General features: G+C 59.9%; 17 protein-coding genes. 8 read left to right on the top strand and 9 right to left on the bottom strand.

The window, feature by feature from the left end:
- Nucleotides 1-92: 92 nt before the first annotated feature.
- From ACZYR5_RS11485 to ACZYR5_RS11450, 8 genes are all read right to left on the bottom strand, one after another.
- The gene (locus ACZYR5_RS11485; protein ID WP_489089778.1) at nt 93-1,364 is read right to left on the bottom strand and encodes an OprD family porin; all 1,272 of its coding nucleotides are present in this window, start codon (nt 1,362-1,364) and stop codon (nt 93-95) included.
- Nucleotides 1,365-1,437: 73 nt separating this feature from the next.
- Entirely contained in the window at nt 1,438-2,643 is a 1,206-nt protein-coding gene (mhpT, locus tag ACZYR5_RS11480; RefSeq protein ID WP_489089779.1) for a 3-(3-hydroxy-phenyl)propionate transporter MhpT, read from the bottom strand.
- A gap of 82 nt (nt 2,644-2,725) precedes the next feature.
- Nucleotides 2,726-3,745, bottom strand: coding sequence for a 4-hydroxy-2-oxovalerate aldolase (gene dmpG, locus ACZYR5_RS11475; protein ID WP_320334184.1), 1,020 nt, complete (start codon nt 3,743-3,745; stop codon nt 2,726-2,728).
- A 10-nt stretch (nt 3,746-3,755) separates the two neighbouring features.
- Nucleotides 3,756-4,691 carry an acetaldehyde dehydrogenase (acetylating) gene (locus tag ACZYR5_RS11470; RefSeq protein WP_489089780.1) on the bottom strand — a complete coding sequence of 312 codons (936 nt, stop codon included), beginning with the start codon at nt 4,689-4,691 and terminating at the stop codon, nt 3,756-3,758.
- Between the two features lie 32 nt (nt 4,692-4,723).
- Nucleotides 4,724-5,518: a 2-keto-4-pentenoate hydratase gene (mhpD, locus tag ACZYR5_RS11465; protein ID WP_489089781.1), complete on the bottom strand. Its 795-nt coding sequence runs from the start codon at nt 5,516-5,518 to the stop codon at nt 4,724-4,726.
- 14 nt (nt 5,519-5,532) lie between these two features.
- Entirely contained in the window at nt 5,533-6,402 is an 870-nt protein-coding gene (locus ACZYR5_RS11460; protein WP_223503043.1) for an alpha/beta fold hydrolase, read from the bottom strand.
- A 17-nt stretch (nt 6,403-6,419) separates the two neighbouring features.
- Nucleotides 6,420-7,373, bottom strand: a complete 954-nt coding sequence (mhpB, locus tag ACZYR5_RS11455) for a 3-carboxyethylcatechol 2,3-dioxygenase (RefSeq protein WP_489089782.1) — start codon at nt 7,371-7,373, stop codon at nt 6,420-6,422.
- A 1-nt stretch (nt 7,374) separates the two neighbouring features.
- Nucleotides 7,375-9,033 carry a bifunctional 3-(3-hydroxy-phenyl)propionate/3-hydroxycinnamic acid hydroxylase gene (locus tag ACZYR5_RS11450; protein WP_489089783.1) on the bottom strand — a complete coding sequence of 553 codons (1,659 nt, stop codon included), beginning with the start codon at nt 9,031-9,033 and terminating at the stop codon, nt 7,375-7,377.
- A gap of 134 nt (nt 9,034-9,167) precedes the next feature.
- Between ACZYR5_RS11450 and ACZYR5_RS11445 the strand changes: the two genes are divergently transcribed.
- Nucleotides 9,168-9,944 carry a DNA-binding transcriptional regulator gene (locus ACZYR5_RS11445; RefSeq protein ID WP_320334186.1) on the top strand — a complete coding sequence of 259 codons (777 nt, stop codon included), beginning with the start codon at nt 9,168-9,170 and terminating at the stop codon, nt 9,942-9,944.
- Nucleotides 9,945-10,208: 264 nt separating this feature from the next.
- Here the strand turns inward: ACZYR5_RS11445 and ACZYR5_RS11440 are convergent, their stop codons facing one another.
- Nucleotides 10,209-10,784: a TetR/AcrR family transcriptional regulator gene (locus tag ACZYR5_RS11440; protein ID WP_320334187.1), complete on the bottom strand. Its 576-nt coding sequence runs from the start codon at nt 10,782-10,784 to the stop codon at nt 10,209-10,211.
- A 330-nt stretch (nt 10,785-11,114) separates the two neighbouring features.
- On the opposite strand from ACZYR5_RS11440, the gene ACZYR5_RS11435 reads away from it, so the two are divergent.
- From ACZYR5_RS11435 to hcaB, 7 genes are all read left to right on the top strand, one after another.
- Nucleotides 11,115-11,930, top strand: a complete 816-nt coding sequence (locus ACZYR5_RS11435; RefSeq protein ID WP_223503032.1) for an alpha/beta fold hydrolase — start codon at nt 11,115-11,117, stop codon at nt 11,928-11,930.
- Between the two features lie 6 nt (nt 11,931-11,936).
- Nucleotides 11,937-12,233 carry an extradiol ring-cleavage dioxygenase gene (locus ACZYR5_RS11430; RefSeq protein WP_223503030.1) on the top strand — a complete coding sequence of 99 codons (297 nt, stop codon included), beginning with the start codon at nt 11,937-11,939 and terminating at the stop codon, nt 12,231-12,233.
- A 4-nt stretch (nt 12,234-12,237) separates the two neighbouring features.
- A complete protein-coding gene (locus ACZYR5_RS11425; RefSeq protein ID WP_223503029.1) occupies nt 12,238-13,092 on the top strand; it encodes a DODA-type extradiol aromatic ring-opening family dioxygenase in 855 nt (284 codons plus the stop codon).
- Nucleotides 13,089-13,430: a non-heme iron oxygenase ferredoxin subunit gene (locus ACZYR5_RS11420; protein WP_223503027.1), complete on the top strand. Its 342-nt coding sequence runs from the start codon at nt 13,089-13,091 to the stop codon at nt 13,428-13,430. The genes ACZYR5_RS11425 and ACZYR5_RS11420 overlap by 4 nt, the downstream gene beginning before the upstream one ends.
- A gap of 131 nt (nt 13,431-13,561) precedes the next feature.
- A complete protein-coding gene (locus ACZYR5_RS11415) occupies nt 13,562-14,833 on the top strand; it encodes an aromatic ring-hydroxylating oxygenase subunit alpha (protein ID WP_320402508.1) in 1,272 nt (423 codons plus the stop codon).
- Between the two features lie 20 nt (nt 14,834-14,853).
- On the top strand, nt 14,854-15,375 hold the full coding sequence (locus ACZYR5_RS11410; protein ID WP_489089784.1) for a 3-phenylpropionate/cinnamic acid dioxygenase subunit beta: 522 nt from the start codon (nt 14,854-14,856) through the stop codon (nt 15,373-15,375).
- Nucleotides 15,376-15,385: 10 nt separating this feature from the next.
- A complete protein-coding gene (gene hcaB / locus ACZYR5_RS11405; protein ID WP_223503021.1) occupies nt 15,386-16,198 on the top strand; it encodes a 3-(cis-5,6-dihydroxycyclohexa-1,3-dien-1-yl)propanoate dehydrogenase in 813 nt (270 codons plus the stop codon).
- Nucleotides 16,199-16,201: the final 3 nt, after the last annotated feature.

Genomic DNA, 16,201 nt, shown 5'->3' with positions numbered 1-16,201 from the left:
CTTTTTTATGTTTGGTCGTTTTTACCCCTACAAAATGACTGGCTCTGGGCGGAATCTTTTGTCAGGCGGACTTCCATTGTTTTATTTGAAACTCACCATAGCTTCCAGGTGTAATCGATATTCAGCCGTAGCTCATTGTCGTCCCTGTGGCTGGCCTGGGCGGTGAAGTCATTGCGGTACCAGGCGTTGCGCACGCGCAAGGCCAGGCCTTTCAACAGAGTGCCCTGCAGCACGTAGGACAGTTCGATATCCTTTTCGCTTTCTTTCAGGTCGGAGCCTCCCAGCTTGGCCAGTTCGATATTGTCGCCGCTCACGTAGCGCAGCATGCCGTTGAGCCCTGGCAAGCCCATGGCCACGAAATTGTAGTCATACCGTACCTGCCAACTGCGCTCCTTGGGGTTGAGAAACTCGGAGCTCAGCGTGCCTTCGGTGATGACGAGTGGTTCGGTGCCGAACAGGTAGGGCATGGCGGTCTTGCCGGTTAGTTGCATGTAGCCGGCTCCGAATTTGTGAGCCCCCAAGGCGTACGTCAGCATCAGTGCCGCATTGCGGTTGTCCACTGCGCCGGCCTTGGCTGCGCCGTCTTCACCGGTAACGAACAGACGAAAGTCGCTTTTCAGGCTGCCGGGGCCGATCGGGCGATTATCGACAAAGCCGTAGAAGTCCTTGCGGTACAAGTCAGCGAGTTCTGCGTGGTAATACTTCAGCGTCAGTTGCGGCGACCAGGCATAGTCGCCGCCGACGAAAGAAAAACGATCCGACTCGGCGGCGCCATTGAAGCGTCCGTTGGGTGAACCGACCGACATTTTCTGGTAATCAGTGGAGTCGCGCAGGTTGATGCGATCCAGCCAGCCAACGTGCAGGCTCAGATTGTCGATTTCCTTGGACTTGAGGTACGCGCCGCGAAAGGTCTGCGGCAGCAGACGGGTAGGGCTGGCAAAAGCGATCGGCAGAAACGTGCTGATGGTGCCCAATTGCAGCTCGCTTTTCGATGCCCTGACCTTGGCCGTCAGACCCAGCTCCGAATATTCATCGGCCGGCTCACGCGTGGTGGCACTGTACGGCAGCAGGCCTGTACCGGTGTGAGCGCGTGAAGAGTCCAGGCGCAACCCAAGCAAGCCTTGGGCGTCGAGGCCGAAGCCCACTGGCCCTTCTGTATAACCTGAACGCATGTTGAGAATGAAGCCTTGGGCCCACTCGCGGGCGGCGGCCTGGGGTGTGGCGTTCACATAGTTACGATCGAAGTAATAGTTGCGCATCGTCAGGTCGGCGTGGCTGTCATCGACAAAACCGCTGGCGCAAGCCTGGCCAAACGATAGAACGCAGGTGCAGGCGCTGAACGCCCGAAGAAAAATCTTGAGCATGCCGGTGTTCACTTTTATTGTTGTTGGGGGTAAACCCGCACCGTTTCCGGCACGGGGTGTTACGCGGGAGTTGTCAGTCAGGCCGAGCGCCGTTGCGGCGCACTGACAGGTAAAACATTGCCACTGCGGCGATGACGATTCCCGGCGCCGAAGCCAGCATCACCCCGGCCGTGCCGGTGCCCAAGGCGAGCATCTTGCCGGCCACCAGCGGGCCGCTCATTGCGCCGAGTCTGCCGATGGCCACCGCGCTGCCCACGCCCGTGGCGCGCACAGATGAGCGATAGAAATGCGGTGCCAAGGCGTACAGCACGCATTGCCCGCCGGTGGCGAAAAAGCCCGCAACGAAACCGGCTGCCAGCATGCTCTCCAGGTGGCTGGCCATACCCAGAGCGGTCAGCGAAGCGAGAATGCCGATATAGATCAGTGCGGACAGGGCCCAGGCTGGCAGGCGGTCCATCACCCAGCCCAGCAGCAACGTACCGACCGCAGCGCCAAGCTGTAGAGCAAACATAACCCAACTGGCCTGGCGGCCGCTGAAACCCTGGCCGACCAACAAGCTGGGCAGCCAGTTGATCAAGATGTACACAACCATGAGCGTAAAGAAATAACTCACCCAGATCATTGCGGTCGGCAGGGCCGCGCCCTCGCGGAACAGGCCCCGGACCACGCCGATGGGCGCGGCGTCCTGGACGCTTCGAAACTGCGCCGACTCCGGTAGATAAAGCCCCAGCAGAGGCACGATCAACAGCGGTACCAGGCCTCCGACGTAGAACACCACCTGCCAGCCACCGGCCAATTGAGCGATGCCAATGCTGGCCGCCACCGCAGCACCCAGCGGCACGCCGCAATACATCAGGCTCACGGCCATGCCACGCAGACGCGGACCAGCCACTTCACTGGTCAGTGCGATCAGGTTGGGCAAGGCGGCGCCCAAACCCACGCCCGTGAGGCAACGGGCAACCAGCAAGCTGTTGTAATCCCAGGCCATGGCCGTGACCAGCGAGAACAGCCCGAACAGGGCCACCGACGCCATCAGTACACGTTTGCGGCCGATGCGGTCAGCCAGCAGGCCGCCCAGGAAAGCACCGGGCAGCAGGCCGAAAATTCCGGCACTGAAGACCCAGCCCATGTGTAATTTATCCAGCTCGAAAGCGGCCGCCATGCCTTGGGCAGCGATCCCGGAGGCCTGCAGATCAAGGCCCTCCATCAGGGCCACGAGGAAACACAGACCGATGGTCCGCGTCATGTGCAACGGTGTTGTCAGTTTAAGCGCAGTCATGGGCAGTACCCGTTTTATTGTTGTATGGGCAAAACAGGGACGACCGACCGCTGCGTGGGCGGTCAGCCGGTGTGGTGCTCGGTCAGCGTTTGAGCAGATCCAGCGCGACGTCGACGATCATGTCTTCCTGACCGCCGACCATCCGGCGCCTGCCCAGTTCGACGAGGATGTCGAGGGTCTTGAGGCCATACTTGGCGGCGGCGATTTCAGCGTGGAGCAGGAAGCTCGAATAGACGCCGGCGTAACCCAATGCCAAGGTCTCTCGATCGACCCGCACCGGCCGGTCCTGCAGTGGGCGCACGATGTCGTCCGCCGCGTCCATCAGCGTGTAAAGGTCGGTGCCGTGGTTCCAGCCCAGACGTTCAGCGGCGGCGATGAACACTTCCAGCGGCGCGTTACCAGCCCCAGCGCCCATGCCGGCGAGGCTGGCGTCGATTCGGTCGCAACCTTCCTCGACCGCGGTGATCGAGTTAGCCACCCCCAGGCTCAGGTTATGGTGAGCGTGCATGCCGGTTTCGGTTTCCGGTTTGAGCACCGCCTTGAACGCACGAAAGCGCTCGCGCACATCCTGCATGTTCATCGCGCCACCCGAGTCGGCCATGTACACGCACGTCGCGCCGTAGCTCTCCATCAGCTTGGCCTGAGCGGCCAGCTCCTCGGCCGGGATCATGTGGCTCATCATCAGAAAACCGACGGTGTCCATGCCCAGTTCACGGGCGTACTCGATGTGCTGTTTCGACACGTCCGCTTCGGTGCAGTGAGTGGCGATGCGCACCACTCGCGCTCCGGCGTTGTAGGCGGCTTTGAGGTCATGCACCGTGCCGATGCCAGGCAACAACAGCGTTGTGATTTTGGCGTGGCTGATGACATCGGCCGCCGCTTCGATCCATTCCAGATCGGTGTGCGCCGCAAAGCCATAGTTGAAACTCGACCCTTGCAAACCGTCACCGTGGGCGACTTCGATCGAGTCGACCTTGGCCGTGTCCAGAGCGCGAGCAATGTCCTGCACATTCTGCAGCGAATACTGGTGACGCACCGCGTGGCTGCCGTCGCGCAGGGTCACGTCAGAGATGTAGAGTTTTTTGCCGGGATTAATAGTCATGTCGGTCTCCTCAGGCGTTCAGCATCGACTGCGCCATGCGCTCGGCGGTGGCCAAGGCAGCGGAGGTCATGATGTCAAGGTTGCCGGCATACGCTGGCAGGTAATGGGCGGCGCCTTCGACTTCGAGGAACACCGATGTCTTCAGCCCGGAGAATGTGCCCAGGCCGGGGATGTGCAGCGGCGCGTCCTCGGGGATGACATCGAATTGCACTTTTTGCTTCAGGCGATAACCCGGCACATAAGCCTGCACGGCCGCCGCCATCTCGACGATGGAGGCCTCGACCAGCGCCTGATCCGCCGCTTCGGATAACACAAATACCGTGTCGCGCATCATCAGTGGTGGCTCGGCCGGGTTCATCACGATGATCGCCTTGCCCTTCGCGGCGCCGCCGATCACTTCGATGGCCTTGGAGGTGGTTTCGGTGAATTCGTCGATGTTGGCACGGGTGCCGGGACCGGCGGATTTACTGGCAATCGAAGCGACGATTTCGGCGTAATGCACCTTGGCCACGCGGGACACCGCCGCGACCATCGGAATGGTCGCCTGGCCGCCGCAGGTGACCATGTTGACGTTGAGCTGATTCAGGTTCTGTTCCAGATTCACCACCGGCACGCAGTACGGGCCGATGGCAGCCGGGGTCAGGTCGATCAGGCGAATGTCGGGTTTGATCGAGCGCAGGAACGCATCGTTCTTAACGTGGGCACCGGCCGAGGTGGCATCGAAAACGAAGTCGATGTCCTTGAACACGTCCATACGGGTCAAGCCTTCAACGCCTTCGTGGGTGGTGGCCACGCCCATGCGCAGAGCGCGGGCCAGGCCGTCGGAGGCCGGGTCGATGCCAACCATGGCGGCGATTTCCAGGTGCTCGGCGTTACGCAGGACCTTGATCATCAGGTCGGTGCCGATGTTGCCGGAGCCGATGATGGCGACTTTGAGTTTGTTCATTGTTGTTGCCTCATTTGCACGCAAGTCACCGATCACTCGGCGGTGAACCCAATACCAACCCGACCAATGCCTTCGATCTCGGCCTCGAAACGATCACCGGCGGCGACCGGCACCATCGGCCCTAGTGCCCCGGTGAGAATGATGTCGCCCGCACGCAGCGGATCGCCCAGGCGAGCCATGGTGCAAGCCAGCCAGACGGCCGCATTGAGTGGATGACCGAGGCATTCGGCGCCACTGCCGCTGGACACTTCTTCACCATTGCGTGTCATGCGCATGCTGGCCTGGCGCAGGTCGAGCCCATCGATACGTCGAGCCGGGCCACCCAATACAAAGCAGCCACTGGAGGCGTTGTCAGCCACGGTATCGACGAAGCGGATGTTCCAGTCCTGGACCCGGCTGCCAACGATTTCCAGTGCCGGGACAACCCAGCCGGTGGCCGCCATCACGTCGGCAAACGTGGTGTCGGCGCGGGGCAGATCGTGTTCGAGGATCAAGGCTATTTCCGCCTCGATCTTCGGCTGCAGCACGCGACCTACTTTCACGCTTTCGTTGTCGCCGTAGCACATGTCGGCGAACAGGGTGCCGAAGTCCGGCTGGTCGACGCCCAGTTGCTGTTGAACCTTGGGGTTGGTCAGGCCGATCTTGCGCCCGACTACACGACGGCCGTTGGCCACGCCGTGGGTGACGTTGAGCCGCTGGATGGTGTAAGCGGCCTCGGCGTTGTCTTCGCCGATCTGCTCGCGCAGGGGCGCAATGGCTTCGTGGCGGGCTTCGGCCTGACGCAGGTCGGCGGCGAGCTGTTCCAGGGTGTCTTGAATAGGGTTCATGTCAGCCTCGGTGATCAGTGGGTCAGGAAGTCCAGGACCATGCGGTTGAAGGTCTCGGCGTGTTCCCACTGGGCCCAGTGGCCGCAGCGATTGAACACGTGCAGTTGTGCCTGGGGCAGGCCGGCCAGCAGGCGCAGGCCGGTGTCCATGGGCACGAAGCGATCTTCGCGGCCCCAGACGAGCAGCGTCTGGGCGGTGATTTCGTGCAGGCGGTGGCTGAAGTCCGGGAATTGCTTGGGATTGAGGGTGCTGCTCTTGACGAAATTTTCCAGGTGATCGCGGCGCGCCAGGATGTTGTCCAGGCGGGTCTGGAATAACTCTTCGGTCAGACTGCTGGCGTCGAAGACGAAGACGTTCATCATCTTCTTCAGGTTTTCAATGGTCGGTTCGCGGTACAGCGCGCCGATCAGCTTGATGCCTTCGGTAGGTTGCGGCACTAAGGCGCTTGGGCCGCCGGTGCCGCCGCCCATCAGTATCAGTTTGCCGATGCGCTCAGGGTAGGCGAGGGCGAAGGCTACGGTGCTGTGGCCGCCCATGGAGTTGCCGATGATGTGCACACGGTCCAGATCCAGTGCATCAACCAGCCCCTTGAGGGCACGGGCGTTGAGGTCTGAGCGCGAGCTGTCGCAAACAATCGGGTCACTTTTGCTCCAGCCCGGGCAATCCATCAGGATCACGCGGTAACCGGCGGTAACCAACGGTTCGATGTTGCGATGGAAATTGGCCCAACCGCTGGCACCGGGTCCGGAACCGTGGAGCATGACCACGGTTTCGGCTCCCTGACCCACGTCGTTGTAATGCAGTCGCAGCTTCAACTCGCCTTCGCTGATGTCGACAAAACGGCTGGTAGAGGCTTCGGTGAAAGCTGGCGCAGTGGCAGTCATGGCAGTGTTCCTCGGATTCAGTGGTTGTTGTTCAGCGGCTGGGCGCCAAGGGCGGCGAAGCCTGCGATCCATTCGGGAATCGGACGGTAGTAGCGCCCTTCGGTCTGATAAGGGCCAAAGGCGCAAAGGGCCGCGAAGGCGGCGACCCAGGTTTTCACTTCGTGAGTGGACTTGCCGGCCAGTGACGACAGTTCGTCATTGCCCAGGGCATCGAGGTCGCTCAGGCGACCCTGTTCCAGGGTGTCGAGAAACTGCTGATCCCACGTGGGATTAAGCGGATGCAGACTGCGTTGGTCTTCAACGAAATCCCGGGCGGCCTGGATCACGCGCTCCTGGCGCGCCTGTCGCTCATCAGCCGGCAATTGGCGACCGCTGCCCATCAGTCGATCGGCCATACGCGCATCGACCTTGGCCAGTTCCGGCACCGGAGGTTGATGGGACAGTCCCCCGGAAGCCAGGAACAGCACGCGCTTGTTCAGCGACTGCGCCCACTGGCCGATCGCTTCACCGAGCAGGCGAGCACGCTTGAAGCCGGGCAACGGCACGGCGACCGAATTGATGAACACCGGAATCACCGGGCATTCCCTTAAACCGCCCAGCAACAGCTCCAGCGGTTGGGCGAACGCGTGGTCGACCTGCATGCGATAGGAAACGGCAGCGTCGACACCGGCATCCAGGACCGCCTGGGCACAGGATTCGGCCAGCGCTTTGGGCACATCCAAGGGGCCGGCGGCGGTGTCGAAATCACCGATGGCGTGGGCGGCCATGCCGATGCAGAAGGCCGGCATCACGTCGTAGAAAAAGCCGTTGTAGTGGTCGGGGCCGAAGAGCACGATCAGCTCCGGCTCGAAGCGGGCGATGCGCTCACGGGCATCAGCCATCATGCCATCGACCTCGGCCAGCACGTCGGGCGTCGGATCGACGTAGCCCACCAACGGCGTATGGGATAGGCAATGCAGATAAGCGCTCATGTCAGGCCACCTTGCTGGCGGGGATCGCCACTTCGGGTTGCAGCAGGGCCTTGATTGCCAGGGCCAATTCATCACAGGCCTGGCCGACGGTTTGCGGTATGGCCAGGCCGGCAAGGAAGCGATCCGGACGCACCAGGGCAATCGAGGCCGAGCCGCGGGCGAACCATTCCTTGAGGCGGCCGGTGCTGTCACCGATGCGGATCACCCCTTGGCTGACGTCACTGGCGGCTTTGAGTTGGACGTCCGGTAGTACCTGGATAAAACGCGTGCCCAGTGCTTGCCATTGATCGATCTGTGCAGGCGTCAGGCCCCAGGTCGGGTCGCAGCCCCAGGCGATAATCGCGAAGTTCTCGCCGATCACCTCATCCAGCAACACGGTTTCGCCAGCTTCGGTCAGTACCCGGGGCTGAATGAACATCTTGCCCACGGGTGAGCCTTTTTCGCCGGGTACGATCAAGGCGCCCTCGGTGTATTGCGGCATCGGCTTGAAGCGCATTTCCACGAAGTAGCGTTTGACGGGCGGCACATAGTTGAGCAGCCACGACACACCATCACGCAAGGTGCCTTGCCAGCGTTTTGGCGGTGCCAGCACGTGGCCGGCCAGCACCGAAAGGTCGATCATCGCCTTGGCGTGGTCACGGCGTTCCTGTTCATAGCTGTCGAGCAGGCTGTCGGCGGCCAGGCCTTTGATCACCAGTGACAGTTTCCAGGCCAAGTTGGAGGCGTCGCGCATGCCGCTGTTGTAACCCTGTCCCTGCCATACCGGCATGATGTGCGCGGCATCGCCGGCCAGCAGCACCCGGCCCTCACGGAACCGCCCGGCCAGGCGAGCGTTGTGGGTATAGACGCGGCTGCGGATCAATTCGATGCGATCCGGATTTGGCAGCACCTTGGCCAGCAGCTTGCGCATGTTCTCGGGTTTGCTCAGTTCGGCTTCAGTCTCGCCAGGCATGACCATGAATTCGAAACGGCGAACAGCGTGGGGCAGGGCGGCTGAAACGTAAGGGCGCACCGGGTCGCAGCACAGGTAAACATGGGGCGTGCTCAGCGGGTCGTTGGCGATGTCGACAACGATCCACTGATTAGGCGCGGTCTTACCCTCGAAACTGATGTTCAGACTGCGTCGCACCAGACTGTTGCCACCGTCGCAACCAATCAGATAACGGGCCTGAAGGCGCTCGCCGCGACCGTTGTGATCCTTGAGGTTCAGCACTACGCCGCTGTCACTGTGTTCGAAGCCTTCGAGCTCACGGCCGAACAGCACCTTGACGTTGTCAAAACGCTGCAGGCCTTCGAACAGTACGCGGTCGGCCAAGGGCTGGATGAAGGCGTTGCGGCGCGACCAGCCGAACTCATCGGTCTTGGGCTGTATATCGGCAAAGCAGCGACCCCTTGGGGTCAGGAAACGCATGGCGTGCCAGGGAGTGGTGTGCGGGAGCACGTTGTCGGCCAGACCGACGGCCTGGAAAGTACGCAGGCTTTCGTCGTCCAGACCGATGGCGCGGGGGTAGTCGATCAGGCTGTCGAGCTTTTCCACCAAGGTGACGTTCACACCACATTGGCCCAGGTAATTGGCGATCATCAAGCCGACAGGTCCGGCACCAACGATGGCGACGTCGGTGGTCAGGTCCAATGTGGAAGGAGTGGGTGCAGAACTCATGGTCATCTCCGTACAGCGCTTTTGGATTTCTTGTTGGGCGCAGTATGGAAATCACAAGGCTGGTCGACAACGACAACCCTTGTTAGTGTGCACTGAGTGCACATGATTGATTTACAACAACAAAGGATCCAGCCATGAGCGAGACCGAATACAAAGCCGTGCGTGGTCTGATGCGAGGTCTGGCACTGATCAACGGCTTGAACCGCTTCGACGGCGGCGCCAGCACCGCGCAACTGGCGGAGCAGAGCGGGCTGCACCGCACCACCGTGCGCAGGCTGTTGGAGACCTTGCAGGCTGAAGGTTATGTACGGCGTAGCGAGTCGGATGACAGCTATCGATTGACGTTGAAAGTTCGCGAACTCAGTGAAGGTTTTCGCGATGAGCAATGGATTTCCTCCATCGCCGCCCCCTTGCTCGGCGAGTTGTTGCAGGAAGTCATCTGGCCCACCGACCTGTGCACGCTGGACGGCGATGCCATGGTCATTCGCGAGACCACCCATCGCTTCAGCCGCCTGTCGTTTCACCGATCCATGGTTGGCCGGCGCCTGCCGTTGCTGATGACCGCGACCGGACGTGCATACTTTGCGTTCTGCCCACCCGCCGAGCGGGAAGAGCTGATCGAATTGATGATCGGCCGCGAAGATGAACAATCACCGCTGGCCGCCGACCGTCGTTTTGTCGAGCGACTGGTGGAACACACCTTGGCCAAGGGGTATGGCGAAAACAATTCACACTGGGGCCAGGAGCGCAAGATCGCCGCCATTGCGATCCCGGTCATGCACGAGGAACGGGTGATGGGCTGCCTGAATCTGGTCTACATCGCCAAGGCGATGCCCATTGAGGAAGCTGCGCGCCGTTATCTGCCCGCGATGCAGGGCGTAGTGAAACAGATCCAGGTTCAATTGGGTTGATGTCGCCTGCGTCTGACAGTCAACTCACAGGGTTCTGTTTTGCGGTTTTGCTGAAAAGCCCGTTCGCCACCAGCGCCTATCCGGGGCCTTGCCTGCCTGTCGATAATTCCTCATCACATGTTTGCCGGTGCTGACTTGCTGGTCCGGCCGCAACGTCGTTTCTGCCCGGCGCGCGAGAGGTATTTGCAGGGTTCATTCTTCCCTGGGTTTTAGGGGGGAGCGCCTATGAGTGCCTGAATGTGTGGGGGGCCACCGCTGTCCATGTCACGCAGGTAGTAATTCAGGAATCAGAATGTTTGCCATGCGAGCGCTGCGATCCTTGCGATCCTGCACAGTGTCGTCGCAGTACAGCAATGACAAGCTAATTTGATAGGCATAGATCAGATAAGCGCGATCGCAGGCTTCGCTCTGCGTCACGCCCGCTTGTATCAACAGGCCCTCGATATAGTTCAGGCGATAGCGGTCGACTTCGTCGATGGCTTGTCGGGCTTTGTCGTCCCGGCGTGCCCAGGCGCGAATCCCCAATTCAATGGCGGCGGCGTCGCGAGCCGTCTGGCCGTGGGATGGCAGCTCCAACAGGCGTTGCAATTGCTGCAGCGGTGAAGTATGCGCGGTACGCAGTTGAAGAATTACATCCTCGGTCGCACGGGACCGCCAGTTGCCCAGAATGCCTTCGAGTAATTCACCACGGCTTTTGAAGTGGTAATAGAAGCTGCCACGGGTGATCTTCAACTCCTTGGCTAAAGTGTCGACCCGAACGGCGTCTACGCCGCTGGTAACCAGGACATGCTGTGCGGCATGAATCCAATCTTCTCGAGTGAGACTGGTGCGTGTTGACATTGTGCTAGGGCCTTGTCCAACCAACTGGATGAGTGCCGGGGGCGGGTAAGGCGCCTCGGGCAAGGAAACACATTCTAACGCCTGGCGGCTGCCCAGGCAGCCGCAATTCACAGGTGTATTGAACAGATCTTTTTTGTATCCGGCTGACCGTCCATCATAAAGATACAGAAATGTATCCTATCAGGAAAACCATTTTTCCGCTCTAGCACCTGATTCTGCGCCCAGTACTGACATACATGTCTGTATTTTGCGTGTTGACGTGTCCGGGTTTCCTCTCTAGCATACAGATACACATCTGTATCTTAATAAATAAAAACAACCGGAGGCCTTATGGACGGTATTGGAAAAACCCTGCTGGCAGCAGGACACAAGACCAACTATCACGAAGCAGGTCAGGGCGATGCTCTGTTTCTGCTCCATGGCTCCGGTCCTGGCGTTTCGGGCTGGACCAACTGGTCCCGGAGCATGTCGGCCTTCTCTGACAAATGGCGGGTCATCGTGCCGGACATTGCCGGTTTCGGTTTCACCGAGTTCCAGGAAGAGGCCAAGTACGACATCAAATTGTGGGTCAACCACCTGGTCGGCATCATGGATGCGCTGGATATTGCCAAGGCCTCTTTCGTCGGCAATTCCTTTGGTGGTGCGGTCGCCATTGGCCTGGCGGTGTTCGCCCCTGAGCGGGTCGACAAGTTGGTGTTGCTCGGCACACCTGCCGGTGAGTTCGTCCAGACCCCAGGCCTGCGTGGTGCCTGGGAATACGAGCCATCGCTGGAGAGCATGCAGCAACTGATGGAGCTGTTTCCCTACGACAAGACATTGATCACTCCCGAGTTGGTCAAGGGCCGGTACGAAGCTAGTGCCCGTGCTGGTTCGCAGGAAGCTTTGCGCAAGCTCATCCCTAGGCCGGCCGCCGAAGGCGAAACACTGGTCAAGGGTTTCCCTGCAGCAGCGCTGGCCAAGATCGTCGCGCCGACACTGGTCGTGCATGGTCGTGAAGATCGTGTGGTGCCGCCGGCGTGCGGGCTGCTCATCGCCAACAGCGTACCGAATGCGGATCTGCATCTGTTCGGCCGTTGCGGTCACTGGGTTCAGAGCGAACAACCGCGGCGCTTCGTGGCGCTGGTTCGCGACTTCCTGAGCGAGTGATCCGACATGAGCCGAAATCTACTGGAGCGAGCGCTGTGGCAACTCTCGGTTGATCGCGCCGCTAAAGAGCGTTTTCGCGAAGACCCCAAAGGCTTTCTCGATCGTTTCGCATTGAGCAGTGAAGAAGTTGAAATGGTCGTGAGTTTCGACGTCGCGGCGCTGCAAGCGTTAGGGGTCAATCCGATGCTGACCATGGGTTTCTGGCAGGAGCTGGCGCCGGAACGCAGTATGTTGCTGTACAAGCAGCGCCTGGGCGCTACCGACGAACAATGCGCAGGCTTTTCCGCCGCGCTCAAGGGGTGAACCGATGGGCAAGATAGTAGGCGGCTTCTGGATGCCGCACGACCCGGTCATGTTTGTCGCCCCTAATGCGCCGCCGCAGTCTCAGCGGAATGCGGTTTGGGGTGCTTTCGAACAGTGCGCCCAGCGTCTGGCGCAGCTGGCGCCAACCTCGGTGATTATCGTCGGCTGCGATCACTACATCCTGTTCGGTACCCAGTGCCTGCCACGCTACGTGATTGGTATCGGCGATGTCGATGGCCCCATCGATCGTCTGCCAGGGTTGGAGCGGGGAACAGTGCTCAATCAGGAGAAGCTGGCCGGTCACATCGACGAGCATGGCGAGACGATGGGTATCGACTGGACGGTGGCACGCAGCTTCACCGTCGATCATTCCTTCTCGATACCCCATCAACTGGTGGTCAAGCCGGCACAAAGCATTCTCGGTTGCGAACTGCCGAGTATCCCTGTGTATCTGTCTTGTGGTGTCGATCCTTACATCTCGCTTCAACGAGCGGCCGACCTCGGTCGCCAGATCCGTGCGGCGGTGGAGTCGTTCGATGCCGACGAGCGGGTGGTCATCATCGGCAGCGGCGGCATCAGCCACTGGGTAGGAACGGCGGAAATGGGCCGGGTTGCCGAGGACTTCGACCAGGAGATCCTCACCCATGGCGTCAATGGCGATCTGCAAGCGTTGTGCGCCTATTCGGATGAAGAGATTTTGCGCCGTGCCGGCAATGGCGCCATGGAGATTCGCAATTTCGCCTGTGCCATGGCAGCCGTCGCCAATCCGACAGGTGAAGTAGTCGCCTATGAGGCGGTGCCGGCCTGGGTTACCGGGTTGGGTTTCTTGCAACTGTTTGCTGGAGAGGAAAAGTCATGAGCCGTGTATTGCTGTGCCAGCGCGATGAGCTGTCGTCGGGCGAGTTGAAAAAAGTCAGCCATGGCGCTGCCGAAGATATCTGCGTGTACAACCTGGGCGGCACGTTCTATGCCACTTCGGACATGTGCACACACGCCACGGCTTCTCTGGCAGAAGGCGATCTGGAAGACCACCTGATCACCTGTCCGGTGCATTGGGGGCAGTTTGATATCCGGACTGGCGAGGCAGTGACTTTTCCCTGTGAAAAGCATCTTCGCACGTACCGGATCATCGTCACCGACAAAGAGGTCTACGCCGACATCGAACATGCCAGCGATGCAGCCTTGGCCGACGCCTGACGTCCGACATGAAGGCGCGTCTTTCTACCCGTATTCCTTGTGAGTCTAGAGCAATGGATAACTGTAAACACATACCACTCAGAACCATTGAGTCCACACCCAGCCTGCCGAACCTTGATCGCGTTTGCGACATGGAAGAAGGCCGTTTGTCTGGCAAGGTGTTCTGGGATCAGGCCATTTACGAGCAAGAACTCGAGAAGATTTTCGCGCGTTGCTGGTTGTTCGTAGCCCATGAATCGCAATTGCCCAAGTCAGGTGATTATCTGGCCACCAGCATGGGCGAGGACGAGGTGCTGGTGGTACGTCAGAAGGACGCATCGCTCAAGGTGTTCCTCAATGCCTGCCCGCACCGCGGCAACAAGATCTGTTTCGCCGAAGCAGGTAATGCACGGGGTTTTATCTGCAATTACCACGGTTGGTCGTTTGGCGCCGATGGCGGTCGCTTGCTGGGTATGCACGAGTCCAAGTGCTACGAGGAAAGCAATTTCGACAAGTCCAAGCACGGACTGCGCGAAGCGCGTGTTGCGACTTACAAGGGCCTGGTGTTTGCCACTTTTGCCGCCGATGCACCGACACTTGAAGAGTACCTGGGTCCGATGACCTGGTACCTGGATGTCATGCTCGACATGGACGAGGGCGGCAGTGAGTTCCTGGGTGGTTGCATCCGCTCCACCATCGAATGCAACTGGAAAGTCGCGGCGGAAAACTTCGTCGGTGACATCCTCCATGGTGGCTGGACGCACGACTCCGCCGCCAAGGCCATGCTGGGTGGGCCGGTGGCCAATGTTGGCGATCTTCCCGAGTCCTACTCGGTGAACTGGAATGGCCACGGCTATGAGTTCGCCACTGATGTTGTTGGTAATGCCGCGACACTTGGCGAGAAAGACATCAACAAGTACTTGCACGTGTTGCGCCCGCAAGTGGCAGAGCGCCTGGGCGAGTTCCGCTCCAAGCTGATCGGTTCGATCTCATCGTTCACCGTGTTCCCCAATTTTTCCTTCTTGCCGGGGCAGAACACGGTGCGCATTTGGCAACCGCGTGGGCCACACAAGATCGAGCTGTTTACCTGGGTCATCGTCAACAAAAATGCACCGCAGGACATCAAGGATAAATGGCGCCGTGGCGCGATGATGACCTTCTCTCCGACCGGCGTATTCGAAATGGACGATGGCGAGAACTGGGAGTACTGCACCAAGACCAGCCGCGGCATGGTCACGCGATATCAGGATTTGTACGTCGGCCTTGGCATGAATACACGCATCGAAAACAGTGAACTGCCCGGTAATGTGTTCAAGGGGCAACTCAACGAATGCAACTCCCGTGCGTTCTATCAGCGCTGGAAAGACCTGTTGCAATCGCCCACCTGGGCGGATGTACCGGATCGTAACGGCAAGATGCGTTGAGGGGATCGAAAATGAATGCTTTGCCAATCGAACAACCCGCTGCATTTGAAGACACGCGCGCCGTCGAGGCCTTCTTGTTGCGTGAGGCTCGCCTGCTCGACAACGAATGCTGGGATGAGTGGCTGCAGTCGCTGAGCGAGACCATCCATTACTGGATGCCCGGTATCGAAAACCGTCGGCGCGAAGACAAATCTGGCCCCTACAGGCTGGAACACATGGCGTTCTTCGATGACGGCATGCGCGATCTTCAGCGCCGTGTGGCGCGGTTTAAACAGCCCTCTGCCTGGGCCGAGAACCCGCCTACGCGCAACGTTCACCTGATCAGCAACATCGAGGTGTTTGCCGGTGAGCAGGAAGGCGAGCTCATTGCGTTCTCCTGCTTCATGAACATCCGCAGCCGCGGCCTGGACGAATCTCACCAACTGGTCGGTCGTCGTGAGGACGTGCTGCGCCGTGAGGCCGACGGGTTGAAGCTGCTCAAGCGAAAGATCCTCATTCCTAACGCGATGTTGTTGTGCAAGAACATCAACACTTTCCTCTGAGGATACGCACATGGGTTGGCTCGAAGGACAAGCAGCACTGGTCACTGGCGGAACTGGCGGTATCGGTAGCGCCATCGTTCGGCGCTATGTGAACGAAGGCGCGCGTGTTTGCGTGATGGCTCGTGACGGCGAACAGTTGAGTGCGCTGCGTGATGAACTGGGCGACGCCATCATCACGGTGCAGGGCGATGTTTCCAGTTACCAGGATAATCAGCGTGCAGTGGCCGCCACGCTGGACGTGTTCGGCAAGCTCGATACATTTGTCGGTAACGCGGCGGTCTTTGATTACTTCACGCGTCTGGACCGCATCGCTCCGGAAGATTTTGAAAGTGCATTTCAGCGTCTGTTCGCCATCAATGTCCAAGGCTACATGCTTGGCGCGCGATGCAGCACCGATGCTTTGCGCGCCAGTCGCGGAAGCATGATCTTCACCCTGTCCAATAGCGCATTCTATGCCGGCGGTGGCGGCATTCTCTATGTCTCCGCCAAGCATGCATTGGTCGGGATGATCCGTCAGTTGGCCTACGAGTTGGCGCCGGATATCCGCGTGAACGGCGTGGCCCCCGGAGCGACCAATACGCCTATGAAGAGCCTGGACGGGCTCAATACGCGAAGTGTTCCGCTCAACCAGATTCCGGGTTTCGAGCAAGGTGCCGCGCAGGCCGTGCCGCTTCAGCGTATCGCTGAACCGGAGGATCACACGGGCCACTACGTGCTGTTGGCCTCGCGTGAAAACGCCGGGTTGACCACCGCCAACATCATCCATAGCGACGGTGGCTGGGAAGTCCGCAGCCCAGGCGCAGCCAGCCACAGAAAGGTCTGAAGC

The sequence above is a fragment of the Pseudomonas sp. F007 genome (assembly GCF_057814275.1).
The sequence above is the reverse complement of the archived record's forward strand: the minus strand, read 5'-3'. Positions and strand labels throughout refer to the sequence as shown.